The organism is Phenylobacterium sp., assembly GCF_022402485.1.
GTDB lineage: Bacteria > Pseudomonadota > Alphaproteobacteria > Caulobacterales > Caulobacteraceae > Phenylobacterium.
The window spans coordinates 1-24,464 of sequence record NZ_JAKRSA010000011.1 but is presented as its reverse complement, the minus strand read 5'-3'; the positions used below and the strand labels follow the sequence as shown (position 1 = coordinate 24,464).

At 67.1% G+C, this 24,464-nt stretch carries 24 protein-coding genes; 7 read left to right on the top strand and 17 right to left on the bottom strand.

The window, feature by feature from the left end; all coding sequences use genetic code 11:
• The 3 genes from groEL to MH112_RS03760 form a co-directional block, all read right to left on the bottom strand.
• Positions 1-872: chaperonin GroEL (gene groEL, locus MH112_RS03770; RefSeq protein WP_296564053.1), on the bottom strand; the 872-nt coding region annotated here is incomplete at its 3' end.
• Positions 873-993: 121 nt separating this feature from the next.
• Positions 994-1,281: a co-chaperone GroES gene (gene groES / locus MH112_RS03765; RefSeq protein ID WP_296564051.1), complete on the bottom strand. Its 288-nt coding sequence runs from the start codon at positions 1,279-1,281 to the stop codon at positions 994-996.
• 344 nt (positions 1,282-1,625) lie between these two features.
• Positions 1,626-2,924: an acyl-CoA dehydrogenase family protein gene (locus MH112_RS03760; RefSeq protein WP_296564049.1), complete on the bottom strand. Its 1,299-nt coding sequence runs from the start codon at positions 2,922-2,924 to the stop codon at positions 1,626-1,628.
• Between the two features lie 180 nt (positions 2,925-3,104).
• Here MH112_RS03760 and MH112_RS03755 point away from each other — a divergent pair, with 180 nt between their 5' ends.
• The 4 genes from MH112_RS03755 to MH112_RS03740 all read left to right on the top strand — a co-directional run bounded on the left by MH112_RS03755 (position 3,105) and on the right by MH112_RS03740 (position 6,655).
• Positions 3,105-4,424: an acyl-CoA dehydrogenase family protein gene (locus MH112_RS03755; RefSeq protein ID WP_296564048.1), complete on the top strand. Its 1,320-nt coding sequence runs from the start codon at positions 3,105-3,107 to the stop codon at positions 4,422-4,424.
• 107 nt (positions 4,425-4,531) lie between these two features.
• Positions 4,532-5,056, top strand: coding sequence for a GNAT family N-acetyltransferase (locus tag MH112_RS03750; RefSeq protein ID WP_296564046.1), 525 nt, complete (start codon positions 4,532-4,534; stop codon positions 5,054-5,056).
• A 108-nt stretch (positions 5,057-5,164) separates the two neighbouring features.
• Positions 5,165-5,923, top strand: coding sequence for a TSUP family transporter (locus tag MH112_RS03745; protein WP_296564043.1), 759 nt, complete (start codon positions 5,165-5,167; stop codon positions 5,921-5,923).
• 150 nt (positions 5,924-6,073) lie between these two features.
• The gene (locus MH112_RS03740; RefSeq protein ID WP_296564040.1) at positions 6,074-6,655 is read left to right on the top strand and encodes a GNAT family protein; all 582 of its coding nucleotides are present in this window, start codon (positions 6,074-6,076) and stop codon (positions 6,653-6,655) included.
• A gap of 87 nt (positions 6,656-6,742) precedes the next feature.
• On the opposite strand, the gene MH112_RS03735 is transcribed toward MH112_RS03740, so the two are convergent.
• Together MH112_RS03735 and tadA are read right to left on the bottom strand one after the other, a co-directional pair.
• On the bottom strand, positions 6,743-7,618 hold the full coding sequence (locus MH112_RS03735) for an SDR family NAD(P)-dependent oxidoreductase (RefSeq protein WP_296564038.1): 876 nt from the start codon (positions 7,616-7,618) through the stop codon (positions 6,743-6,745).
• A gap of 78 nt (positions 7,619-7,696) precedes the next feature.
• A complete protein-coding gene (tadA, locus tag MH112_RS03730) occupies positions 7,697-8,185 on the bottom strand; it encodes a tRNA adenosine(34) deaminase TadA (protein ID WP_365786094.1) in 489 nt (162 codons plus the stop codon).
• A gap of 60 nt (positions 8,186-8,245) precedes the next feature.
• Between tadA and MH112_RS03725 the strand changes: the two genes are divergently transcribed.
• Both MH112_RS03725 and rsmD read left to right on the top strand, forming a co-directional pair.
• Positions 8,246-9,763 (top strand): pseudouridine synthase, encoded by a 1,518-nt coding sequence (locus MH112_RS03725; RefSeq protein ID WP_296564035.1) that lies wholly within the window; start codon positions 8,246-8,248, stop codon positions 9,761-9,763.
• Between the two features lie 3 nt (positions 9,764-9,766).
• Positions 9,767-10,339, top strand: a complete 573-nt coding sequence (gene rsmD / locus MH112_RS03720; RefSeq protein WP_296564030.1) for a 16S rRNA (guanine(966)-N(2))-methyltransferase RsmD — start codon at positions 9,767-9,769, stop codon at positions 10,337-10,339.
• Here the strand turns inward: rsmD and MH112_RS03715 are convergent.
• Complete coding sequence (locus tag MH112_RS03715) at positions 10,325-10,600, bottom strand: YjhX family toxin (RefSeq protein ID WP_296564027.1); 276 nt, start codon at positions 10,598-10,600, stop codon at positions 10,325-10,327. The genes rsmD and MH112_RS03715 overlap by 15 nt on opposite strands.
• Positions 10,601-10,808: 208 nt before the next feature.
• Positions 10,809-12,668, bottom strand: coding sequence for a DNA mismatch repair endonuclease MutL (mutL, locus tag MH112_RS03710; protein WP_296564024.1), 1,860 nt, complete (start codon positions 12,666-12,668; stop codon positions 10,809-10,811).
• A gap of 68 nt (positions 12,669-12,736) precedes the next feature.
• Here mutL and MH112_RS03705 point away from each other — a divergent pair, with 68 nt between their 5' ends.
• Positions 12,737-13,693, top strand: a complete 957-nt coding sequence (locus MH112_RS03705) for a TraB/GumN family protein (RefSeq protein WP_296564021.1) — start codon at positions 12,737-12,739, stop codon at positions 13,691-13,693.
• 16 nt (positions 13,694-13,709) lie between these two features.
• On the opposite strand, the gene MH112_RS03700 is transcribed toward MH112_RS03705, so the two are convergent.
• The 10 genes from MH112_RS03700 to MH112_RS03655 all read right to left on the bottom strand — a co-directional run bounded on the left by MH112_RS03700 (position 13,710) and on the right by MH112_RS03655 (position 24,462).
• Positions 13,710-14,258: a DUF3035 domain-containing protein gene (locus tag MH112_RS03700; protein ID WP_296564019.1), complete on the bottom strand. Its 549-nt coding sequence runs from the start codon at positions 14,256-14,258 to the stop codon at positions 13,710-13,712.
• Positions 14,259-14,336: 78 nt separating this feature from the next.
• The gene (gene lspA, locus MH112_RS03695) at positions 14,337-14,828 is read right to left on the bottom strand and encodes a signal peptidase II (protein ID WP_296564016.1); all 492 of its coding nucleotides are present in this window, start codon (positions 14,826-14,828) and stop codon (positions 14,337-14,339) included.
• A gap of 11 nt (positions 14,829-14,839) precedes the next feature.
• Positions 14,840-17,779 (bottom strand): isoleucine--tRNA ligase, encoded by a 2,940-nt coding sequence (gene ileS / locus MH112_RS03690; protein WP_296564013.1) that lies wholly within the window; start codon positions 17,777-17,779, stop codon positions 14,840-14,842.
• A 174-nt stretch (positions 17,780-17,953) separates the two neighbouring features.
• On the bottom strand, positions 17,954-18,889 hold the full coding sequence (locus MH112_RS03685) for a bifunctional riboflavin kinase/FAD synthetase (protein ID WP_296564009.1): 936 nt from the start codon (positions 18,887-18,889) through the stop codon (positions 17,954-17,956).
• A 3-nt stretch (positions 18,890-18,892) separates the two neighbouring features.
• Positions 18,893-19,315 (bottom strand): MaoC family dehydratase, encoded by a 423-nt coding sequence (locus MH112_RS03680; RefSeq protein ID WP_296564006.1) that lies wholly within the window; start codon positions 19,313-19,315, stop codon positions 18,893-18,895.
• A 57-nt stretch (positions 19,316-19,372) separates the two neighbouring features.
• On the bottom strand, positions 19,373-20,236 hold the full coding sequence (locus MH112_RS03675) for a TIGR01459 family HAD-type hydrolase (RefSeq protein WP_296564002.1): 864 nt from the start codon (positions 20,234-20,236) through the stop codon (positions 19,373-19,375).
• A 70-nt stretch (positions 20,237-20,306) separates the two neighbouring features.
• Positions 20,307-21,566, bottom strand: a complete 1,260-nt coding sequence (locus tag MH112_RS03670; RefSeq protein WP_296563999.1) for an EAL domain-containing protein — start codon at positions 21,564-21,566, stop codon at positions 20,307-20,309.
• A gap of 120 nt (positions 21,567-21,686) precedes the next feature.
• The gene (locus MH112_RS03665; RefSeq protein ID WP_296563997.1) at positions 21,687-22,565 is read right to left on the bottom strand and encodes a 3-hydroxybutyryl-CoA dehydrogenase; all 879 of its coding nucleotides are present in this window, start codon (positions 22,563-22,565) and stop codon (positions 21,687-21,689) included.
• Between the two features lie 221 nt (positions 22,566-22,786).
• A complete protein-coding gene (locus tag MH112_RS03660; protein ID WP_296563995.1) occupies positions 22,787-23,719 on the bottom strand; it encodes an FAD-binding protein in 933 nt (310 codons plus the stop codon).
• Complete coding sequence (locus MH112_RS03655; RefSeq protein ID WP_296563992.1) at positions 23,719-24,462, bottom strand: electron transfer flavoprotein subunit beta/FixA family protein; 744 nt, start codon at positions 24,460-24,462, stop codon at positions 23,719-23,721. Before MH112_RS03655 ends, MH112_RS03660 begins: the two co-directional genes overlap by 1 nt.
• Positions 24,463-24,464 lie beyond the last annotated feature (2 nt).

The window sequence follows — 24,464 nt, the reverse complement described above, 5'->3', positions numbered from 1 at the left end:
TCTTCCAGCATGGCCTTGCGGCGATCGCCGAAGCCCGGCGCCTTGACGGCGGCGACGCGCAGACCGCCCCGCAGCTTGTTGACCACCAGGGTGGCGAGCGCCTCACCTTCGATGTCCTCGGCGATGATCAGCAGGGGACGACCCGACTGGACCACGGCTTCAAGCACCGGCAGCAAGGGCTGAAGGGTCGAGAGCTTCTTTTCGTAGAGCAGGATCAGAGGCTCTTCGAGATCGGCCTCCATCTTGTCGGCGTTGGTGATGAAGTAGGGCGACAGGTAGCCGCGGTCGAACTGCATGCCTTCGACGACGTCGAGTTCGGTTTCGGCGGTCTTGGCTTCTTCAACCGTGATGACGCCTTCGTTGCCGACCTTGTCCATGGCCCGGGCGATCATCTCGCCGACTTCGGTGTCGCCGTTGGCGGAGATGGTGCCGACCTGGGCGATCTCGGAATTGGCCGAGACCTTCTTGGAGGTGGCCTTGATCTCTTCGATCACCTTGGAGACGGCCTTGTCGATGCCGCGCTTCAGATCCATCGGGTTCATGCCGGCGGCCACCGACTTCAGACCCTCGACCACGATGGCCTGGGCCAGAACGGTCGCCGTGGTCGTGCCGTCGCCGGCCTTGTCGTTGGTCTTCGACGCGACTTCGCGGATCATCTGGGCGCCGAGGTTCTCGAAGCGGTCAGCCAGTTCGATTTCCTTGGCCACCGACACGCCGTCCTTGGTGGAGCGCGGGGCGCCGAAGGACTTTTCGATGACCACGTTGCGGCCCTTGGGGCCCAGGGTCACCTTCACGGCATTGGCGAGGATGTTGACGCCGCGGAGCATGCGGTCGCGGGCGTCAGCGGAGAAATAGACGTCTTTCGCAGCCATTTCTTCTTCTACTTTCCTTGATGGCGAAGGCGGCGCTCCGGATCATCCGGGCGGCCCGCCTGGGCCGAATGTCTTGGTGCTCGCCCCCAAGGGGCAAGCGGGTCAGCGCGGGCCGGGGCTCTTAGTCGAGAACGCCCAGAACGTCGCTTTCCTTCATGATCAGCAGGTCTTCGCCCTCGAGCTTGATCTCGGTGCCGGACCACTTGCCGAACAGGATGCGATCGCCGGTCTTGACGTCCAGCGGCTGGATCTTGCCGCTGTCATCACGGGCGCCAGGGCCGACGGCGATGATTTCGCCTTCCTGCGGCTTTTCCTTCACGGTGTCGGGAATGATGATCCCGCCCTTGGTCTTCTGTTCTTCCTCGACACGCCGCACGAGGACGCGGTCTCCCAAAGGACGAAACGCCATTTTGGTCTTGCTCCATTCGGAACTATTGGAATTGCAATGAGGTCAGACCTCGGGGTGGGCCCATGTTAGCAGCCGCCAGCCCCGAGTGCTAACGCGGCCTGCAATTAGGAAGGCGCGCCCCCGAAGTCAAGCGAGGCTGCGGCAATTCGCCATCCGTGGGACCGGGGTCCGGGTCAGGTTTTCTTTCAGAACCTTAACTGGATAGGCGCCATGCCCGTGCCTATCTTTGACCTATGGTCAAGATGATCAAAATCCTTCCCGCCCTGATGGCCCTGGCTGGCGTGCTCAGCCTGTTCGTGCTCACCCGGCCGGCCACCTTCTGAGGCGATCTGCCTAGCGAGGCCTCAGCGCGAGCCCACCGGCACGCGCTGAGCGTCCTGCTCAGCCTCCAGCCGGGCCCGCAGATCGCCGGACTTGGCCAGTTCCATCCGCGCGATGGTGCGGTTGTGGACTTCATCTGGGCCATCGGCCAGTCGCAGGGTGCGTTGCCCGGCATAGGCCTTGGCCAGGCCGAAATCGCTGGTCACCCCTGCGCCCCCATGGGCCTGGATGGCGTCGTCGATGATTCTCAGAGCCATGGTCGGGGCCTGGACCTTGATCATGGCGATCTCCAGGCGGGCGACCTTGTTGCCGGCCTTGTCCATCATGTCGGCGGCCTTCAGGCAGAGCAGGCGGGTCATCTCGATATCGATGCGGGCCCGGGCGATACGCTCCTCCCAGACCGAGTGTTCGGAAATCGCCTTGCCAAATGCGGTGCGGCTCTTGAGCCGCCGGCACATCTTGTCCAGGGCCACCTCGGCCGCGCCTATGGTGCGCATGCAGTGGTGAATCCGCCCTGGGCCGAGGCGGGCCTGGCTGATCTCAAAGCCCCGCCCCTCGCCCAGCAGCAGGGCGTCCTGCACGGGCACCCGGACATCTTCCAGCACCGCCTCGGCATGGCCGTGGGGGGCGTCGTCATAGCCGAACACCGGCAGCATCCGCACGATCTTCACGCCGGGCGCGTCCATGGGCACCAGGACCTGGCTCTGCTGCTGATGGCGAGGTGCCTCAAGGTCGGTCTTGCCCATGACCACGGCCACCTTGCAGCGGGGATCGCCCATGCCCGAGGACCACCATTTGCGCCCGTTGATCACATAGTGGTCCCCGTCTCGGACGATGCGGGTCTCGATATTGGTGGCGTCGGATGAGGCCACCTGGGGCTCAGTCATCAGAAAGGCCGAGCGGATCTCACCGTTCATCAGGGGGCGCAGCCAGCGCTCCTTCTGGGCCAGGGTCCCGTAGCGGTTGAGGATTTCCATATTGCCGGTGTCGGGTGCCGAGCAATTGAACACCTCAGCGGCGAACTCCACCCGACCCATGATCTCAGCGATGGGGGCGTATTCCAGATTGGTGAGGACCTCGCCTTCGAAGACGAAGCTGTCATCCACATGGGCGACGCCTGAGGCGGGTGGCATGAACATGTTCCAGAGGCCCTGGGACCGGGCCTTGGCCTTCAGCGCCTCGATCACCGGCAGAACCTTCCAACGGTCCCCTTGGGCTTGCTCGGCCTCATAGACCGGAATGGCCGGCATCACATGCTCGTCCATGAACGCCTCGACCCGGGCGATCAGGGCCTTCTGCCGTGCCGAATATTCGAAATCCATGGGGCGCGCCTCTCGTTCAAACAAATGTTTGAACGCCTTTTAGGCCCCCGTGACGAACAGGCGTTTGATTTTCAGCAATTCTGCGCCGATGGTGGGAAAGAGATCGATCCGGGCGCGCCCTGGCCCCTGCGGCCAGCCCCGGCGCCCCAGCTTCAACGCCCATGTCCCGGGAGGACCACCATGAACATCGCCGCCGAGAAACCCCAATCCAGCTTCGCGCTGAACCCGCAGGACGCGCTCAACGATCTCCGCATCTCCGAAAAGGCCGTGCCGCTCCTGAACCATGTGAAGCGGTTCATTGAGGAGGTGGTTCAGCCCATGTCGGTGGAATTCCATCGTCTGGGCGAAGGCAAGACCGACATCTGGTCCTATGCGCCGGGTCAGCTGGAAGTCCTGGAAGCCGCCAAGGACAAGGCCAAGGCCGAGGGCCTGTGGAACTTCTTCCTGCCCAACGCCGAGACCGGCGAGGGCCTCTCCAACCTCGACTACGCCTATATCGCCGTCGAGCTTGGCAAGAACCCGATGGCCTCGGAAACCATGAACTGCGCCGCGCCCGATACCGGCAATATGGAAGTCCTCGAGCGCGTCGGTACGCCCGAGCAGAAGGAAAAGTGGCTGAAGCCGCTGCTGGAAGGCAAGATTCGCTCTGCCTTCGCCATGACCGAGCCAGATATGGCCTCGTCTGATGCCAAGAACATCCGCATGCGCGCCACCCTGGTGGGCGACGAGTACGTGATCAACGGCGAGAAGCACTACATCTCCGGTGCCGGCGACCCGCGCTGTAAGGTGATGATCACCATGGTGCAGACCAGCCCCGAGGGCCCGCCCCACCTGCGCCAGTCGCAGATCCTGGTGCCCATGGACACCCCCGGCGTCCATGTGGTCGGGCCGATGAACGTGTTTGGTGATCCAGACGCGCCGCACGGCCACATGCACATCGTCTTCGACAATGTGCGCGTGCCGGCCTCGAACATGCTGCTGGGCGAAGGCCGCGGCTTCGAGATCAGCCAGCTGCGCCTCGGCCCCGGCCGGATCCACCACTGCATGCGCGCCATCGGCCAGGCCGAGAAGGCGCTCGACCTGATGGTCACCCGCGGCCTGACCCGGGAAGCCTTCGGCAAGCCGATCATCCAGCTGGGCGGCAATGTCGAGATCGTCAGCCGCGCCCGGATCGAGATCGAGGCCATGCGCCTGATGGTGCTCAAGGCCGCCAAGGCCATGGACGTGCTCGATCGCCAGGAAGCCCGGATCTGGATCCACATGGTCAAGGCCATGGTGCCCGAGCGGGTCTGCCAGATCATTGATCAGGCCATCCAGATGTATGGTGCCACCGGCGTCTCGCAGAAGACCCCGCTCGCCCGGATGTACACCTCCACCCGCACCCTGCGCCTGGCGGACGGCCCCGATGAGGTCCACCACATGGTGGTGGGGCGCCACGAGCTGCGCCAGTACCGCGAAATGCCCCACGACCCGTCCACCGCGGCGGTGTTCCGGAACTAGGCTTCATTGGCCTATAATCCTGGCATGAGATCCCAAGGCCCCGGCGTCACCGCCGGGGCCTTTCGGCTTTCTGGCGATCTGTCTTTCCCGGGTGTATGGGGACGAAGATGAGTTCGCAGATCAGCCTCAGCCGCCTGTCCGCTCCCGAAGCCTGCGCCCATGTGGCGGCCCTGGGCGAGCTTCTGGCGATCTGTGTTGCGGGGGGTGCCTCCGTCTCGTTCCTGAAGGGCCTGGAGCCTGAGCGCGCGGCTGCATGGTGGGCGGGGCAGTTGGCCGATGATGACGGCCGGGCCGTAATCCTGGCCCATGACGCGGCGGGTCTCTGCGGCGTCGTTCAGGTGATCCCTGCCGGTCCAGAGAACCAGCCCCATCGTGGGGACGTGGCCAAGATGCTGGTCCATCCCCGGGCCCGCCGCCAGGGGCTTGGCGGCTTGCTGCTGGCGGAGGCGGAGACCGCCGCTCGCCAGATGGGCCTGAGCCTCCTGGTGCTCGACACCGTCACCGGCGGCGATGCTGAGCGGCTCTATGCCCGGGGCGACTGGGTTCGCGTCGGCGTGATTCCCGATTTTGCCCTCTCCACGGACGGTCGGCCTGAGGCCACCACCGTCTTCTACAAGGCGCTCGCCCAATGAGGCTTGCAGCGCCTGCTCCGTCCCGCGCGCGACGCGCTGCGGACCGTTTCCTGGCGGCGGCCTGTGCCCGCCGTTTGGGGCCGGCCGCTTTTCTGGAGGCTACCGACTGTGACTCTTCCCATTGCGAGCTTCATCCTGGCCGCCGCCTTTGCGACGGCCACCCTGTCCGGGGTCTTCGGCATGGCCGGGGGCCTGGTTCTGATGGGCGCCCTGGCGCTCGTCCTGCCGGTGTCGGCGGCCTTCGTCACCCATGGCGTCCTGCAGCTGGTCGCCAATGGCTGGCGGGCGATCCTGCATAGGCGCCACGTTCACTGGGACATTGTCGGCTGGTATGCGCTGGCCTCCCTGGTCGCCGGGGTGCTGGTCTCCCTGGTGGTGGCCGCCCCATCCAAGGGCCTGCTTTTCCTGCTGCTCGGCCTGGTTCCCCTGCTCACCTGGCTGCCTCAGACCTGGTTGAGGCTGGACGCCGCCCGTCCGGCCCACGCCCTGGCCTCGGGCTTCCTGGTCACCGGCCTGAACTTGCTGGCCGGGGTGGCGGGCCCGCTCCTGGACATCTTCTTCGTCCGCACCGAGCTCACCCGCCATGCCATCGTTGCCACCAAGGCCGCCACCCAGGTTTTCGCCCACCTGGCCAAGATCATTGTCTATGGGGCGCCCCTGCTGGTTGGGGCTGGCGCTGGAGGCGCTGGGATGCCGCCGCTCTGGCTGTTTGCCCTGGCCATTCCGCTGTCCATGATCGGCACCTGGTGCGGTGGCCTGATCCTGGAGACGATGAGCGACGTGAACTTCAAGCGTTGGACCAGGTGGATCGTTACCGCCGTCGGCGGCCTCTATCTGATCCAGGCCGCCCAGCTGCTCCTGGCCTGAAGACAAAAAAAGAGCCGCGTCCATGAAGGGCGCGGCTCGAAAGTTTTAGGGAGGAAACGCCCAAAAGGGCCAGACTGAGATAATCCCCCAAAGGCCAAAGGCAAGGGGAGGGGTGAAAGATTCTTCGTGTCCTAGGGTCATAGGGGTGAAATGCAGCTAAACGCCAAGATTATGCACAATCGGCATGTGCGCCTTGAGCCCTTAGCCGAAGATCACCGCGCCGCGTTGCAGAGCGCCTGCGCTGCCGACCTGTCGGTCTGGCGCGACCTCTATCCCCACTCCATGGCCCCAGAGCATTTCGACGCCGGCTGGTCCAGGATGATGGCCCAGGCCGCAGAGGGCAGCTGGATTCCCCATGCCGTGATCGTGCAGGAGCGCTGCATCGGCATGACCAGCTATATCGGCCCTGATCCCATCAACGCCTCGGTGGAGATCGGCGGCACCTACTATCATCCCGACCAGCGCGGCGGGCTGGTGAACCCGGCGGCCAAGCGGCTGATGCTGGAGCACGCCTTCGGGGCGGGCGCCCGGCGGGTGCAGCTGAATGTGGACGCCATCAACCTGCGATCACGGGCGGCGGTCCTGAAGCTGGGCGCTGTGCAAGAAGGGATCTTGCGTCAGAACCGGGTCGTCTGGACCGGTCGGGTCCGCGACACGGTGGTTTTCTCCATTCTGGCGGACGAGTGGCCCGCAGTGCGGACACGTCTGGATGGGCGGCTGGAGGAGGTCTGAAGGCCCAACCTACGACGGCCCTCGTCCTTCGAGGCCCTGCTGGCGCAGGCGAGCCTCGAAGGACACAAGACCTCGCCCCCCCGCCCCCTAGGCGCTGGCGGCGGTGCGTTCGGCGGCGGTGGGGAAGAAGACCGCCTCAGCGTGCTTGGCCACGTCCTGGGCGGTATAGGGCTTGCCCGGGTTGAAGCCGTCGGTCTGGACCATCTTGATCTCGCGCACACCGCGCGATGAGACCCCCAGCACCTTGCCCGAATGATCGGCGGCCAGATCCGACACCATGTAGAGCACGCCCGGCGCAATGTTCTCCGGCAGGCTCATGGGATCGGGCTCCTTGCCCTGGCGGCCGGGCAGGTCGGACGTCATGCGGGTAAAGGCACCGGGCGCCAGCCCCATGACGCGGATGCCGTACTTGCGGCCCTCGATCGACAGCACGCGCATCAGGCCATAGATGCCGGCCTTGGCCGCCCCATAATTGGCCTGGCCGAAATTGCCATAGAGGCCCGAGGTGGACGAGGTCAGCACCATCACGCCGGGATGATTGTTGTCCTTCATCCACTTCCACACCGGCCAGGCGCAGCAATAGGTGCCCTTCAGGTGCACCTTCACCACCAGGTCCCAGTCGGCCTCCGAGGTGTTGGCGAAGGTCTTGTCGCGCAGGATGCCGGCGTTGCAGACCAGGATGTCGATCTTGCCGTAAGCGTCCAGGGCGGTCTTGAGGATGTTCTCGCCGCCTTCGACGGTGGAGACATCGTCCCCATTGGCCACGGCCTCGCCGCCGGCTTCCTTGATCTCGTCGACCACCTTCTGGGCGGCACTGCGATCGGCGCCAGACCCGTCGCGGGTTCCACCCAGGTCGTTGACCACCACCTTGGCACCTTCCTTGGCAAACAGCTTGGCATAGGCCTCGCCGAGGCCGCCGCCGGCTCCGGTCACGATGGCCACTTTTCCGTCGAGCAATCCCATGGTCGTCTCCCAAATGTTCGAATTCTTATGGGCGGCATCATCCGACCGGGCAGGGGGCCTTGGCAAGTTTTGCAGCGCTTAGGTCTGCTCCGGCGGGACGGTTGCAGGCTTGCCCCGCCGGGCGCGGAAGAAGCTGCGGAGCAGGTCGGCGCTTTCGTCGGCCAGGATCCCGCCGGTGACCTCAGGCCGCCAGTGGCAGGTCGGTTGTTCAAAAAACTTCGGACCGTGGATGATTGCGCCGCCCTTGGGGTCCTCGGCCCCGAACACCACACGGCCGATCCTCGCATGGCTGATGGCACCGGCGCACATGGCGCAGGGCTCCAGCGTGACCACCAGGGTCAGGCTCGTCAGCCGGTAATTGCCGAGCTTGCGGGCGGCTTCACGCAGGGCGACGATCTCGGCATGGGCGGTGGGATCATGGGTCCCGATGGGGCCATTGGCCCCGATGGCGATCACCTCGCCGGTGGCCGGATCGAACACACAGGCGCCCACAGGGGTTTCCCCGCGTGCGGCGGCGTCTTGCGCGGCGCGCAGGGCGATGCGCATGGTGCGATGATCATGGTCCACGAACGGCAACGAACTCCCCGACCCCCCTCCGGTCAAGCCCCAGACGCCCACGACCCCTCTGTGCCCGACGGGGCCGAGGGTGGCGGCGAGCGGGTGGCCAAGGCCCTGGCCCGCGCCGGCGTCGCCTCCCGCCGGGAGGTGGAGCGCCTGATTGAAGCCGGCCGTGTGGCCCTCAATGGCCAGGTTCTCACCACGCCGGCGATCAAGGTCGAGGCTGGCGACATCCTCACCGTCGATGGCGAGGTGGTGAACGACCGCGAGCCGGCCCGCCTGTTCCGCTACCACAAGCCGGCGGGCCTGGTGACCACCCATGCTGATCCGGCGGGTCGCTCCACGGTGTTTGAAGCCCTGCCCGATGGCCTGCCCCGGCTGATTTCGGTGGGTCGGCTGGACCTGAACACCGAAGGTCTGCTGCTGCTCACCAATGACGGGGCCCTGGCCCGGGCCCTGGAACTGCCGTCCACCGGCCTGCAGCGCCGCTACCGCGCCCGGGCCCATGGGCGCATCACCCAGGACAAGCTGGACGGGCTGAAACACGGGGTGACCGTCGAAGGCGTCAACTATGGTCCCATCGAGGCCCGCATCGACAAGGCCCGGGAAGGTGCGCAAGGGGCCAATGTCTGGATCAGCCTGACCCTGACCGAGGGCAAGAACCGGGAGGTTCGCCGGGTGCTGGAATCCCTGGGCCTGCAGGTGAACCGGCTGATCCGCCTCTCTTACGGGCCGCTGGCGCTCGGCGTGCTGGAGGCCGGCGAGATCGAGGAGGTCGGCCCGCGGGTCCTGCGCGAACAGTTTGCGGACTTCATCGCCCCTGAGGACATGCCCAAGGGGGACCGTCCGGCCTATTCGCCACCCAAGCGCAATCGCTCGGCGGGCGCGGCGCGTCGGGCCAGCGCCGAGGTGGAGCGCGTCGAGGCCAAGCCCGAAGTCAAGAAGAGCTACAAGCCCGGCTGGGCCAAGGCCAAGGTCACGGTGCGGCCCAAGGGGGTTCCCAAGGCCCGCCCTGCTCCCAAGGTCAGCGGCCGTGATGCGGCGCTCGCCGAGGGCCGGGTGATGCTCAACAAGGCCAGGGTCCAGGCCGCCCGGGCGAGCGCGGCCAGCGCCGAACGGGCTGACCGGACCGACCGTCCACGACCGGAGCGCCCCGCCGCTGACCGCCCCAGGGACGCGCGGCCCGAACGGGCTCAGACCGACCGCCCCCGGGGCGCGCGCCTGTCCTCCGAACGGGCGAGCGTCGACCGTCCCAGGCCGGACCGCGCCAAGCCTGCTGCAGCCAGATCCGAGGGGCCCAGACCGGATGGGGCCAAGTCTGAGCGGCCGCGCGCCTCATCGCCGCGTCCCCATGGCGGCAAGGGCGAGCGCCCGTCCTCTGAGCGTCCCCGTGCGGCGGGATCGGGCGTCCCGCGGCCAAGGCCCGCCCCTGGCAAGGCTCAGCCGGGCGGCAAGTCGTCGTCCGAGCGCCCGCCCCACGCCGGCGGCAAGGGTGAGCGTCCAGCCGGGCCTTCACGGGGCGGTCCGCGCCCTGGCGGCCCTTCGCGCGGGCCAGGCGGGCCCCGTGGACCCAAGTCCCGGGGCTAAGCCATGCGTATCGTTTCGGGCGAGTTTCGCGGCAAGAGCCTCGCCGCGCCGCAAGGGGTGAACACCCGACCGACCTCCGACCGTGCCCGGCAGGCGATCTTCAATATCCTGGAGCACGCCCCCTGGTCGGAGGGCCTGAGAGACATCCGCGTCATCGACCTGTTCGCCGGTTCTGGCGCGCTGGGGTTTGAGGCCCTGTCCCGGGGGGCGACGTTCTGTCTGTTCGTGGAGACCGACGAAGAGGCCCGTGGCGCCATCCGCGAGAATGTGGACGCCATGGGCCTGTTTGGCCGCACCCGGGTTCATCGCCGCGACGCCACCCAGCTGGGCGTCCGCCCCGGCGGTGATGGCCCAGCCTTCGACCTGGCCTTCCTCGACCCGCCTTACGGCAAGGGCTTGGGCGAGGCCTGCCTTCCGGCCCTGGCGGAGGGGGGCTGGTTGACGCCCGGCGCCCTGATCGTCTGGGAGCGGGGGGCGAGCGAACCTGCAGCCACCCTGCAAGGCTTCGAGGACGTGGACACCCGCGACTACGGCGCCGCGCGCGTCCACTTCCTGAAATACTCACCAGAGGCGTGAGGTCGTCCGGTTGTCCTGCCGGCTGCGCAGGTTGGCGAGGCCCTCCCGGGTGATCCGGTAAGGTCCGCCGTTGCGGCTGGCGATGAAGCCCCGCCGCCGCAGGGCCTGAAAGACGGCGAGGTCGCAATCGGTGAGGCGCCAGCCCTCCCCAGTGATGCAGTCCACGTCAATGATATGGCCACGGTGGTCGCGGACAGGGCGAAGGGTCGCCCCCTGGGCGAGGGCGTGCAGCGTCCTTTGCTGCGGTTTGGGAATGTTCAAGGAGATCGTCCGGCAGAATAGCCCGTGCCAAGCGACCTGCGCGCCAACGCGGCGCAGGTCGCAGGGTGTTGGCCTCATGACGGACGGGCGACCAAGGCCGCCCTGAAGTCCGTCAGGCCCGGGCGGTGACCGCAGCGGGTGACATGAACATCCCTCTTTCAGTGATCGCCGGAAGCTTAGGGCGCAGCGGCCCAACCTTCAATCCTGATCAGCGCCGGCCAAACAGCCGCTCGATGTCGGCGAGCTTGAGTTCCACATAGGTCGGGCGGCCATGGTTGCACTGCCCGGAATGGGGGGTGGCCTCCATCTGGCGGAGCAGGGCGTTCATCTCAGGTCCCGTCAGCCGTCGTCCGGCCCGGACCGAGCCGTGGCAGGCCATGGTGGAGCAGACCTCAGCCAGCCGTTCCTTGAGCGCTAGGGCCTGGTCGGTCTCGGCCAGGTCATCGGCGATGTCGCGCACCAGGCCTGCAGCGTCTGTGGTGCCCAGCAGGGCCGGGGTCTCGCGGACCAGAACCGCGCCGATGCCAAAGGGCTCGATGACGAGACCCAGCGCCGCCAGCTCCTCGGCGCGGGCCACGATCCGCTCGGCCTCGGCCGGGTCCAGCTCCACCACCTCGGGGATCAGCAGGGCCTGTCGGGCCACGGCGCCCACCGCCATTTCGGCTTTCATCTTCTCGTAGACCAGCCGCTCATGAGCCGCATGCTGGTCTACAATGACCACCCCGTCGCGGGTCTGGGCGACGATATAGGTCTCGTGCACCTGGGCCCGCGCTGCGCCGAGGGGATAGTCCACCAGATCAGGCGCGAGGGCCGTGGCGGCGTCCCCCTCCCCAAACCCGTAGCCCTGCGGCGAAGGTTCATGGACTGGCTCATGGCGGGCGGAGGTTGCGCTCAGGCCCGGAATGGCCTGGGCGAGGGCCTGACCCCAACCGCCGCCGCTCCAGCTGGAAAAGCCGGCCGCGGAGGGACCGGGACGATAGGCTGGGGCGGGCACCATACCGGGCCGCAGGCCCTGCAGGGCGTCGGCGGCCACGGTGGTCGAGGCCCGGTGCCCGGCACCGGCCAGGGCGTGGCGCAGGCCACCGACGATCAGCCCCCGCACCAGGGCCGGATCACGGAACCGAACCTCGGCCTTGGCCGGATGAACGTTCACATCCACCTGGGCCGGATCGAGCTCCAGAAACAGGGCTGTCAGGGGATGGCGGTCCCTGGCCAAAAAGTCGGCATAGGCACCGCGCAGTGCCCCTTGCAGCAGCCGGTCCCGGACCGGCCGGCCATTGACGAACAGGTACTGGTGGGCGGCGTTGCCCCGGTTGAGCGTCGGCAGGCCGGCATAGCCCGACAGACGCACGCCCTCGCGGACATGGTCGATCAAGAGCGCATTGTCGGAGAACTCCCGGCCCATGATGGCCGACAGCCGTGCCAGTCGTCCCACATCCCCGGCGGGCTCGGCCGGCAGACGCAGGACCTTTCGCCCGTCGATCTCCAGGCTGAAGCTGACGGCCTCATGGGCCATGGCCTGGCGCTTGATCTCCTCGGCGATGGCCATGGCCTCGGCCCGCTCGGACTTCATGAACTTCAGCCGCGCCGGCGTGGCGTAGAACAGGTCGCGCACCTCCACCCGCGCCCCATGGGGGCCTGGAAACGCCGCTGGTGACACCTGCCCCATCGCCCCGCCATCGACCCGCAGGGCAAAGGCGTCGGCGGCCCCCTTGGCGCGGCTGGTGATGGAAAGCCTCGCCACTGAGCCGATCGAGGGCAGGGCTTCCCCCCGGAATCCGAGGGTGGCGATGCGCAACAGGTCGTAGTCGCCGGCGTCGTCCGGCAGGAGCTTGGAGGTGGCGTGGCGTTCGACCGCCAACAGCAGCTCCTCAGGCGACAGGCCAAACCCATCGTCGGCCACCAGGATGCGGGACAGGCCGCCGCCCTCCACCTGTACCTCGATCTGTCGGGCACCGGCGTCCAGGGCGTTTTCCACCAGCTCCTTGATGGCACTGGCCGGGCGTTCGACCACCTCGCCGGCGGCGATGCGGTTGACGGTTTCGGGGGGAAGGCGATGGATGCGCATGTTCGAGCCTGGGTCCAAATGAGGTTATAGGACGATTCAGGCTGCAGGGGCGGCTCTTGAGGACTGAGATGATGCGCTTGATCGCCCTCCTCTGCGGACTGCTCCTGCTGGCAACCCCCGTGGGGGCGGCCGCCCAGGGCCCAGCTCCCCTGCCGCAGGACCCTGACGCGGTGCTGGTGGACGAACTGGTGGTCACCGCCCGGGAGCTCGGCCCGGCCTGGTGGCGGGTCTCAGATGACGATTCCACCGTCTATGTGATGGGCGTGCCCTCGCTGATCCCCAAGGGCTCGGGCTGGGATCCGAGCACCCTGGAGCGGCGGTTGGAGGGGGCCAACCTGGTCATTCTGCCCTTCAACAGCGCCAGCGTGAATTTGCTCACCGCCCCAGGCGCTCTGGTCAGCCTGCTGAGGCTACGGTCCTCCACCCCGTTTGAAGACACCCTTGAGGGGCCCTTGAGCGCGCGCTTCATCGCCGCGCGCACCATCGCCGGCCAACCCGCCGACCGTTACGGGACGCGCAATGGCATGGCCGCAGCCCTGCTGCTGATCAGCGACTATCGGGACGCTGCTCGCCTGACCGCAGCTGATCCAGCCAAGACCATCGGTCGGATGGCGGCGGCACGGGGGATTCGGGTCGAGGCCAGGACCTATGATGCCGCCCCTCTGTTGGCGGCTGTGCTGCGGACCCCGGCCGAGGCACAGCGGGCCTGTGTCCTGGAGGCCCTGGCGGCGGTGGAGGCGGGTCCTGGCTCTGCAGAAGCCGCCGCCCGGGCCTGGGCCTGGGGGCAGGTGCGCGAGGCCCTGGGGGGCGAACGCAGCTATGAGCGGTGTATTGCTGCGGCCCCAGGGGCGGCGGACCTGGACGCGCGCCTGAAGGCAGACCAGACGGCGTCCATCGTCGCGGCGCTGAAGCGGCCGGGCCATAGTGTGGCTGTGGTGCAGCTTCGCCCCCTTCTGGCGCAGGGGGGCGTGCTCGATCGGCTGGGTACCCTGGGCTACGAGATCCGCACCCCGGCGGAGGACTGAAGCTCAGTCCTGGGGTCTAGAGACCAGGCAGCTTGATGCGGCTGCCGGCTTCCCGGCGGATGACCACATTGCCGCCGCCCGTAATGCCATTGATCCGCGCCTGTTCGGCCTCGGCATCGATGGGACCCGACAGGTCGGGGCCGGCGGGCTGGGTCGCAGCCGAACCGCCACGCCAGAACATGACCCGGTCGGCAAAGCCCTTGTCCTTGTGGGCGATGTCGCCGAACTCATCGTCAACGACATAGCGGATCAGGGGATCGGCCCCGGCCAGACCGGCCTTGGCCACCAGCTGCTGTTCACCGGCGCTGCGGTTCATGGCCTCACGCTCGCCCACCAGGGCCGCGCGGGCGGCGCTTTCAGGGCGCAGTTCCTGGGGCTGGGGCTCACCGGGGGCTGGCGGACGCAGGGAATAGTCAGGGGGCACCACCAGGGGGGCCTTGGTCACCACCCGGAATTCATCCGGGGTCACCTTGGTCATGCCGAGCGCCTGGCGGGTAGAGCTGCAGCCAGCCAGACCTACGGACGCAACCAGGGCGCCGGCGAGGATCACGCGGTTGAGGGTCATGACATAACGCTCCCAAAGGCCGCCCCCGGCCGGAAAGTCCATTGCCTTAGCGCAAACAGGGGCCCGGCGCCAACGTCCTTAGGTCTTGGCGTCGCGCCGGAACCCATCGATCAACAGCAGAACCACCCCGACGGAGATGGCGGCGTCGGCGATGTTGAACACCCACGGAAAATAGAACCGCGAGAAATCCAGGAAGTCTGCCACGGCACCGAACCTCGCCCGGTCAATGGCATTGCCAATGGCGCCGCCGATGACCAGGCCCAGCGCCAGGGCCATCAGGGTGCGGTCGGCGCGCCTGGCCCAGACGGCCAGGGCGATGGCCACCAGGACGGAAAAGCCCACCAGCAGCCAGCGGCCCAGGTCGTGATCGGCCCGCAGCAGGCCGAAGCTGACCCCCTGGTTCCAGACCATGGTCAGGAAGAAGGGGCCTATGACCTGCTCGCTGATCCGGGTTGGCAGGTCATAAATGAACAGGATCCAGTGCTTGGACAGCTGGTCCAGGACGATCACGCTGAGGGCCAGGCCGTAGGCGGTCCAGCCGTGGCGATTGATCAGGCTCGACAGGGTCATCGGCGGTCGCCTCAGGTCGCGCCTTGGGCGGCATCCCAGGCCGCCACGGCCTCGGCGTCGCGCAGGGAGAGATCGCCGTAGCGGGGATCTTGCCCCACCTCGGGCAGAATACGCCAGGAGCGGGCACATTTGCGGCCCTGGGCCAGCAGGGGCTCAACCGCCACAGCCGGGCTCTCCGGCAGCCGGAAGGCGCGCTCAGGGCCTTGGCCGGCCATCAGGGTCGCCTGGCTGGTCCGGAATACCTCGGCGGCGTCCAGGCCCTCAAAGGCGGCCAGCAGGGACGGGTCGCTGATATGGACCACCGGCGCGGCCTCCAGGGCGGCCCCGAGGCGCTTCTCCCGGCGCTCCACCTCCAGGGCGCCAGTGACCACGGCGGTAACCGCCTGGACCTTGGACCAGCGGTCGGCTTCCTCAGGATTGGCCCAGCTGGCGGGGGTGTCGGGGAAGACCCGCAGGGCGTTGGAGCCGGCGTCTGGGAACCGCATTGTCCAGGCTTCTTCGGTGGTGAAGGGGGCCAGGGGAGCCAGCCAGACCGTCAGGCGCTCGAAGGCTGCATGCATTACGGTCCGGGCGGCTCGGCGGCGCAGGGACGCAGGTTGGTCGCAATAGAGGGCGTCCCGGCGCACATCGAAGAACAGGGCCGAGAGGTCTTCTTGGCAAAACGCGATCAGCGGCCGGATCACGTCCTGGAAGGCAAAGCGCTCATAGGCGCCGCGCACCTCCCCATCCAGCTCCCACAGGCGATGAAGGACGTAGCGCTCAAGGGGCGGCATGTCCGCCAGGGCCACGGCTTCGGCCTCGCCATAACCGGCCAGGGCCCCCAGCAGATATCGCAAGGTGTTGCGCAGCTTGCGATAGGCATCAGCGGTGGTGGCCAGGATCGTCTTGCCGATGCGCTGGTCGTCCGAATAGTCGACCATGGCCGCCCACAGGCGGATGATCTCAGCCCCGGATTCCTTGATCACCTGGTTGGGATCAACGGTATTGCCCTTGGACTTGGACATCTTCTCGCCGTTCTCATCCATGGTGAAGCCATGGGTGAGGACCCCGTTATAGGGGGCGCGGCCCCGGGTTCCGGCGCTCTCCAGCAGGGAGGACTGGAACCAGCCGCGATGTTGGTCAGAGCCTTCGAGATAGAGGTCGGCGGGCCAGCGGGTGTTCTCTCGGCCTTCCAGGGTGAAGGCGTGGGTCGAGCCGGAATCGAACCAGACATCGAGGATGTCCTCGACCTTCTCGTAGCGGTCGGGATCGTGGGATCCGAGGAAATCGGTGTCGGGCCGGGTGAACCAGGCGTCGGCACCCTCGGCGGCGATGGCTGCAATGATCCGGGCATTGACCGCGTCGTCATGCAGGGGCTGGCCGGTCTCCTTGTCGACGAACATGGCCAGGGGTGCGCCCCAGGCGCGCTGGCGGCTGATCAGCCAGTCGGGCCGACTCTCCACCATGGTGCGGATGCGGTTGCGCCCGGCCTCGGGATAGAAGGCGGTGGCCTCGATGGCCTCCAGGGCGGTCTCGCGCAGGGTGCGGCCCCCATGCGCCGGGGTGTCCAGGGGCTCGTCCATGCGGATGAACCACTGGGGGGTGTTGCGGAAGATCACCGGCGCTTTGGAGCGCCACGAATGCGGATAGGAATGCTCCAGTCGCCCCCGGGCCAGCAGGCCGCCGGCCTCGATCAGTTTCTCGATCACCGCCGGATTGGCCGGGCCGAACTTGCCAGCCTTCTTGCCTTCGGTCTCCAGGACCTTGAGGCCGCCGAACAGGGGCACATGGGGATAGTAGGCGCCGTCGGCGTCCACCGTGTCAGGGATCTCCCGATGGCCGTGGGCCAGCCAGACCACATAGTCGTCGGCCCCGTGGCCCGGTGCCGTATGCACGAAGCCTGTGCCCGCGTCCTCGGTCACGTGATCGCCAGCGAGCAGGGGGACGGAGAAGCCGTAGTGGCTGTCCAGGGTGGCCAAGGGGTGGGCGCAGACCATGCCCTGGCAGTCGATGGTCTCGAGCCTGCGCCACTTGGCGATCTTGGCGGCCTTGAAGACCTCCTCAGCCAGTTTGTCGGCGACGATCAGCCGGTCGCCAGCCTTGGCCCAGGGTTCGAAGGCCAGGTCGGTCTCCATCGCCTCCACCTGATAGGCCCCGTAGGCGATGGCCTCGTTATAGGCGATGGCCCGGTTAGCCGGGAGGGTCCAGGGCGTGGTGGTCCAGATCACGACGCTGGCCCCCAGGGCGGCGTCGGAGCCCTGGGTAACCTTGAACTTCACCCAGACCGTGGGGGAGGCGTGATCGTGGTACTCCACCTCGGCGTCGGCCAGGGCCGTGCGCTCCACCGGGCTCCACATCACCGGCTTTGAGCCCCGATAGAGCTGTCCCGAGGTCATGAACTTGTGGAATTCGGCGACGATGGCCGCCTCGCTGCCATAGTCCATGGTGGCGTAACGGTTCTCCCAGTCGGCCAGCACGCCCAGGCGCTTGAACCCGTCCCGCTGGACATCGATCCACTGGCCGGCATAGGCGCGGCACTTCTCGCGGAACTCGGCCTTGGAGACCTCGTCCTTGCGTCGGCCCTGGCCGCGCAGTTCTTCCTCGATCTTCCACTCGATGGGCAGGCCGTGGCAGTCCCAACCCGGCACGAAGTCCACATCATAGCCCAGGGCAAACCGCGATCGGACCACGAAGTCCTTCAGGGTCTTCTGCAGGGCATGACCGATATGGATGGCGCCATTGGCGTAGGGCGGGCCGTCATGCAGGACAAACAGCGGCGCGCCCGCGGCCTGCCGGGCCTTGCGGGCGGCGTGATAGAGGCCGATCTCGTCCCACTTGGCCAGGATCTGCGGCTCCTTCTGCGGCAGGCCTGCACGCATGGGGAAGTCAGTCTGGGGCAGGAAGACGGTCTCGCGATAGTCGCGCCCCGCCTGATCGGGAGAGTCGGTGCGCTTTTCAGCGTCGTCGGCCATGGGATTTTTCGTCCAAGTCGGAGGCGGAGGAGGGCGGAACAGGTCCCGGCGCGCGCTGGATCATAGGCTCCGGCGGCGTCACGCCGGGCGTTTAATTCGCAAGGATTTGCGGCCCCTCGTCATGGGGGCGTCCTAGCAGACCAGGAGGGCGTGAGCGAGCCCTTTAGGCTGGCCTCAGAAGTCCGGCATCAGGATCTTGCGGGCCTCACTGGCGTCGCGCCCGATCTGTTCGACCATCGCCTCCAGGCCTGAGAATTTCTGTTCTGGCCTCAGGAAGGTAATCAGATCGGTCTCGATGGTCTGATCGTAGAGGTCCTCATTGAAGTCAAACAGCCAGACCTCCAGCACCGGGGCGACCTCACCCACGGTCGGATTGACCCCGATATTGGCCACGCCGGGCACCTGCCGGCCGTCGGGCAGGCGCGTACGGGTGGCATAGACCCCAAAGCGCGGCTGGACATAGTCGTCGACCTGCACATTGGCCGTGGGGAAGCCCAGCTGCCGGCCCAGCTGCCGGCCCCGCTGCACCACGCCCTCGATGGCGAAGGGGCGGCCAAGGATCGCCGCAGCGGCCTCAGGGTGGCCTTCGCGCAGGGCGTCGCGGACGGCGGTGGAGGAGTATTTCTCGCCGCTGTCATCGGCGACGGCGGCGGCCACCGAGACCCCGAAGCCCAGGGCCTGGCCATAGTCCTTCATGGTCGCGGGACTGCCTGTCCGGCCCTTGCCGAAGGAGATGTCAAAGCCCACCGCCACATGGCTGACCCCGAGGCCCTCATGCAGAACCTTCTGGGCGAAGTCGTGGTCGGTCAGGCCCGCCATCTCCTGATCGAAGGGCAGAACATAGAACAGGTCTACGCCCAGGCCGTCGAGGGCCCGGGCCTGCTGGCCAGGCCGCATCAGACGAAAGGCCGGCGCATCGGGGGCAAAGATCTGCCGGGGGTGCGGATCGAAGCTGATGACTCCCAGGGGGGCGCCGTTGGCCCGGGCAGCCTGGGCGGCCAGGGCGATCACCTTCTGGTGGCCCCGATGTACCCCGTCAAAATTGCCAAGGGCGACGGCGGCGCCGCGGTCGCGGGCCATCAGATCCTTCCATCCCTTGATGACACGCATGGTTCAGACCCCGCGCTTGGGCACGAGCACCACGGCCTCGCCGTCGGCCACGGTCTTGCCGGCGACGGTGCAGACGGTGGTGAAGGTGGCATGCCCCCGGCGGGGGTCCAGCTCGCGCACGGTGACCGTGGTGGTCACCTCATCGCCCAGACCCACAGGCCTGCGAAACCGCAGGGACTGGGAGACATAGACCGCGCCGGGGCCGGGCAGGCGCGAGCCCAGCACCGCAGAGATGTAGGCACCGGTCAGCATGCCGTGGGCGATGCGGCGTTTGAAGGGCGTGGTGGCGGCATAGGCCTCGTCCAGGTGCAGGGGATTGTCGTCGCCCGAGACGGCGGCGAAGGCCTCCACATCAGCAGCGCTCACCGTGCGGGCGATCTGGGCGCTTTGGTCCAGGTGAAGGTCTTCAAAAAATAGTCCTGGCAAGGAACCGCTCCCCGTTTTCTCCTTGAATAGACCCGGCCCGCCACAAAGCGAAGGCGCTTACCAGGACAGGCTCGCCATGGCCCAGCGGGCCTCGGCGCCTTCCTGCCGGAGCAGGGCTTCGACGGCGGCGGCGTCCAGGCCTTCTTCAGTGATGGTTTCGGCCCCGTGAATGCCGCCAGCGACAAACATCACATCGAGGTTCTGGGCATTGGCACCTTTGACGTCAGTGGCGACCCCATCGCCGATGCAAAGCAGGCGGGCGCGGTCCACCGGGCCGCCTGTCAGGCGCTCGGCCTCGGCGACACAGAGGTCATAGATCGGGCTGTGCGGCTTGCCGGCCATGACGACCTGACCCCCCAGGGTCTCGTACAGCTGGGCTAGCGCGCCACCGCAATAGATCAGCTTGTCGCCCCGTTGAACGACGATGTCGGGGTTGGCGCAGACCATTTCCAGCCCTCGGGCTGCAGCGCCTTCGAAGCGCGCCCGATAGTCTTCGGGCCCTTCGGTCTCGTCATCGATCGGGCCGGTGCAGGCAATGAAGCTGGCCTTATCCAGGCTCTCGAAGGCCAGGCCCAGACCCTCATAGAGGGGGCCATCCCGCTCCGGTCCCAGACGCCAGGCCGGACCCGGGGAGCGCTCAGCCAGCAGGAGCCGGGTGGCGTCGCCAGAGGTGACAAAGGCCGTCCAGGCGTCACGGGGCACGCCGAGGGCGTCCAGCTGGGCCACCACATCGGCCGACGGGCGCGGGGAGTTGGAGATCAGGATCACAGGGCCCCGCTCCGCCCGCCAGCGGGCGAGCGCGGCGCAGGCCTCCGGGAAGCTCTCCCGGCCATTGTGGATCACACCCCAGACGTCGCTCAGCAGCACGTCATAGTGGTCGATGAGGTCGGAAAGCCCCTGGGGCGTCTGCGGCTTGGTCATGGCCTGCGGCGGTAAAGGTCCTGAGGTCCGGGGTCAATCGGGCTCTGGTCACCCTTGAGCCTGTAGCCGTTCAGCCTCGACCGCCGGCCCGGCGGCGCAGACCCTGGCGCAGGAAATCTGCCGGCGGATCGGCTTCGGCCAGCACGGCTTCGCGAATCGGGCGCGGTTCGCCGAACAGGTGGCCTTGGCCGTAGCCTACCTCAAGCTCCAGCAGGTCGACGATCTGGCGCTCACTCTCGACCTTCTCGACGATGACCTCGACGCCATAGCGACGGGTCAGCTGGCAGAAGTCCTCGGCGGCCAGGTCGGGAAGGGACTTCAGCACCAGACGGCCGTCGAGCTCGATCATCTCGTCCAGCAGCATCTGAGCGCCGACCCGGACGAACTTCACATCCGACCGGGCCAGATCCTGGAGGTCAAAGTCCAGGTCGGTGACCTTGTCCAGGGAGAAGCGGAAGCCAAGGTCGGCCAGCTTGGCCATATTGCGGGCCTCAACCGAGCCCCGGGCTTCAAAGGCACCCTGGCCGAGTTCGAAGATCAAGGCCCCGGCCAGATCCCGATTGGCCGCCAGCATGTCGAGGAACTGCGGGAAGAAGCTCTCGTCGCCGAGGCTGGTGGCGGCGACATTGCAGAAGATGCCAACCTTGCGGTCCTGTTTGGCCAGTCGCCTGACAATCTGCACGCAGCGGAACAGCAGCAGGTTGTCGATGGCTGTCATCAGCCCCTCGGCCTCAGCCACGCTGATGTACTCGGCGGGCATGAGGACGCGTCCGCTTTCATCGCGCAGCCGTGAGAAGCTCTCGTAGAAAATGGTCTTGCGCTGGGGCAGGGCGACGACGGGCTGCAGGTAGAGGTCCACCCGGTTATCGGCCAGGGCCCCGCGGACGGTCTCCAGAAGGGCCGCTTCCCGGCGGGGGTCGTGGCCGGGTCTGGCCTGCATTGGCGGGGCGGAAACCCGCTCCTCCAGCCGCTGGCCCATGCGTTGGACCAGGTCCTCCAGCATATGGACCTCGCCCGACAGCTCCTCAGAGCGGCGCATGGCGTCGTCGGTGACAGTCTCGACCACCTGGGACAGGCGGGCGTCGACCTTTTCTACCTGGTCCAGCAGGATCCGGTGGGCGTCGCGCAGGGCCGCGATCTCGCCGCGCAGGCCCGCTGCGGTCAGGGCGTGCTCAATCAGGCCATGGAAGGCAAACGCCAGGCCCAGGCCGCCCACCAGGGCCGCTGCGCCCGCGCCCCAGCCGCCGCCATTCCGCCAAAGGGAAAGGGCGATGATCAGCGCTAGACAGAGATAGGCGCCGCAGAGCAGCGCAAGCGTCAGCCTTCGCATGAACCCGCCTGTTCGAATCGCCCCTAGTATCAGGCAGGGCAGGGGCGCAAGTCGAACATATTAACCAAACCCGCACCGATCAGCCGCAGCCGGCGTTTTCGGGCCCGTACGGGCTTTGGGTCAGCGGGTCGGGACGGGGTTCTCGCCGCGATAATCGTAGAAGCCGCGCCCGGCCTTGCGGCCCAGCCAGCCGGCCTCGACATACTTCACCAGCAGCGGGCAGGGACGGTACTTGGAGTCCGCAAGCCCGTCATAGAGCACGTTCATGATCGACAGGACCGTGTCCAGACCGATGAAATCCCCAAGCTCCAGGGGGCCCATGGGATGGTTGGCACCGAGCTTCATGGCCGTATCGATGGCCTCTACCGTGCCCACGCCCTCATAGAGGGTGTAGATCGCCTCATTGATCATCGGCACCAGGACCCGGTTGACGATGAAGGCGGGAAAATCTTCGGCGTTGGCAGTGGTCTTGCCCAGCGACCGGGCGAAGTTCACGGCCGCCTCATAGGTCACCGCATCGGTGGCGATCCCGCGGATGATCTCCACCAGGTTCATGCGCGGCACAGGGTTCATGAAGTGCAGGCCGATGAACCGCTCGGGGCGGTCGGTGGCTGAGGCCAGTCGCGTGATGGAAATGGAGGAGGTGTTGGACGCCAGCAGGGTGTTGGCACCCAGATAGGGCGACAGAGCGCGGAAGATCGACTTCTTGACCTCTTCGTTCTCGGTGGCCGCTTCAATGGCCAGGTCCGATCCGCCGACCGACTGCAGCTCCGGTGCCGCCTTGATCCGGGCCAGGGCGGCGTCCTTGGCGCTGGCCTCAATCAGGCCACGGGATACCTGACGTGCCAGGGCCTGGTCGATCTGGGCCAGGCCCGTCTCGATCCGCTCGGGGCTGACATCGTGCAGCAAGACATCGTAGCCACCCAGGGCGCAGACATGCGCGATGCCGGAGCCCATCTGGCCGGCACCGATCACGCCGACCGTTCTGATCTCAACCATGTCCACTCGCCCCAAATCTGCGGGCGGCCTGCACGGCCGCCTCTGGTCTGTGACGGCTTTCTAACATGGGCCATGCCGAACCCGCCAAGGCCTTTATGCTGCGCCGCAATGTGAAGGGGGTGTGACTTGTGGCGCCAAAGCCGCACTCCAAACGAAACGAGGCGGCACCCGGGGGGTGCCGCCTCGTCCATCTCAACCGCGTCGTCCGATCCTCTGGTCGATCAGCCGAGGGCTGTCATCAGGTCAGGAACAGCGGCCTTGTAGTCGGCCACCAGGCCAAAGTCGGCGACCTGGAAGATCGGCGCATCGCCATCCTTGTTGATCGCCACGATGACTTTTGAGTCCTTCATGCCGGCCAGGTGCTGGATGGCCCCGGAAATACCGATGGCAATGTAGAGCTCGGGCGCCACCACCTTGCCGGTCTGGCCGACCTGATAGTCGTTGGGGGCGTAGCCGGCATCCACCGCCGCGCGGCTGGCGCCAACGGCGGCACCAAGGCGGTCGGCCAGGGGCTCGATCACCCGCTGGAACTCCTCGGCTGAACCCATGGCGCGGCCGCCGGACACCACAATCTTGGCACCCGTCAGTTCCGGCCGTTCCGACTTGACGATTTCCTCGCCCACGAACTTGGTTCCGCCGGCCCCAGCGCCAGCCCCGATGTCCTCAATGGCGGCCGAACCGCCTTCGCCGGCCGCCTTGAAGGCGGTGGGGCGCACGGTGATGACCTTTTTGGCCTCGGCCGACTGGACGGTTTCGAGGGCGTTGCCGGCGTAGATCGGACGCACGAAGGTGGAGGCGTCCACCACCTCGACCACGTCAGAGATGTGCGACACGTCGAGCTTGGCGGCGATTCGGGGCGAGAAGTTCTTGCCCTGGGAAGTGGCCGGGGTCAGCACCGCGTCGTAGCCCGCCATGAGCGGGACCACCACGGCCTCAACCGCTTCGGCCAGGCCGTGGCCTAGGTCGTCGCTTTGGGCCAGGAGCACCTTGCGCACGCCTTCAATCTTGGCGGCGGCCTCGGCAGCGGACTTGCAGTCCTTGCCGGTGACCAGGATGTCGATATCCCCGCCGATGGCCTTGGCGGCCGAGACGGTCTTGTGCGTGTTGTCGCTGAGCGCGCCGCCGGTTTGGTCGGCGATGACGAGAACGGCCATTAGAGCACCCCCGCTTCAGTCTTGAGTTTGGCGACCAGATCGGCCGCGGTTTCGACCTTGATGCCACCGCTACGCTTGGGCGGCTCGACGACCTTGACCACCTTCAGGCGGGGCGCGGTGTCGACGCCGTAGGACGCGAGGTCCTTGGTATCGAGGGGCTTCTTCTTGGCCTTCATGATGTTGGGCAGAGACGCATAACGCGGCTCATTCAGGCGCAGGTCGGCCGTGATGATCACCGGCAGCGGCGCTTCAATGGTCTGCAGACCACCGTCAACTTCGCGGGTCACGGTCGCCTTGTCGCTGGTCAGTTCCAGCTTGGAGGCGAAGCTGGCCTGGGGCCAACCCAGCAGGGCCGACAGCATCTGGCCGGTGGCGTTGTTATCGCCGTCGATGGCCTGCTTGCCCATGACCACCAGGTTCGGGGACTCCTCAGCGATCACCGCCTTCAGCACCTTGGCGACCGCCAGGGGCTCCAGGTCGGCGTCGGTCTGGACCAGGATGGCCCGGTCGGCCCCCATGGCCAGCGCCGTGCGCAGGGTTTCCTGCGCTTGAGCCGGGCCGATCGAGACCGCGACGACCTCGGTCACCACGCCCTTTTCCTTCAGCCGGACCGCCTCTTCCACGGCGATTTCGCAGAAGGGGTTCATGGACATCTTGACGTTGGCGAGGTCCACGCCGGTCTCGTCAGATTTCACCCGGGGCTTGACGTTGTAATCGATCACCCGTTTGACCGGGACCAACACCT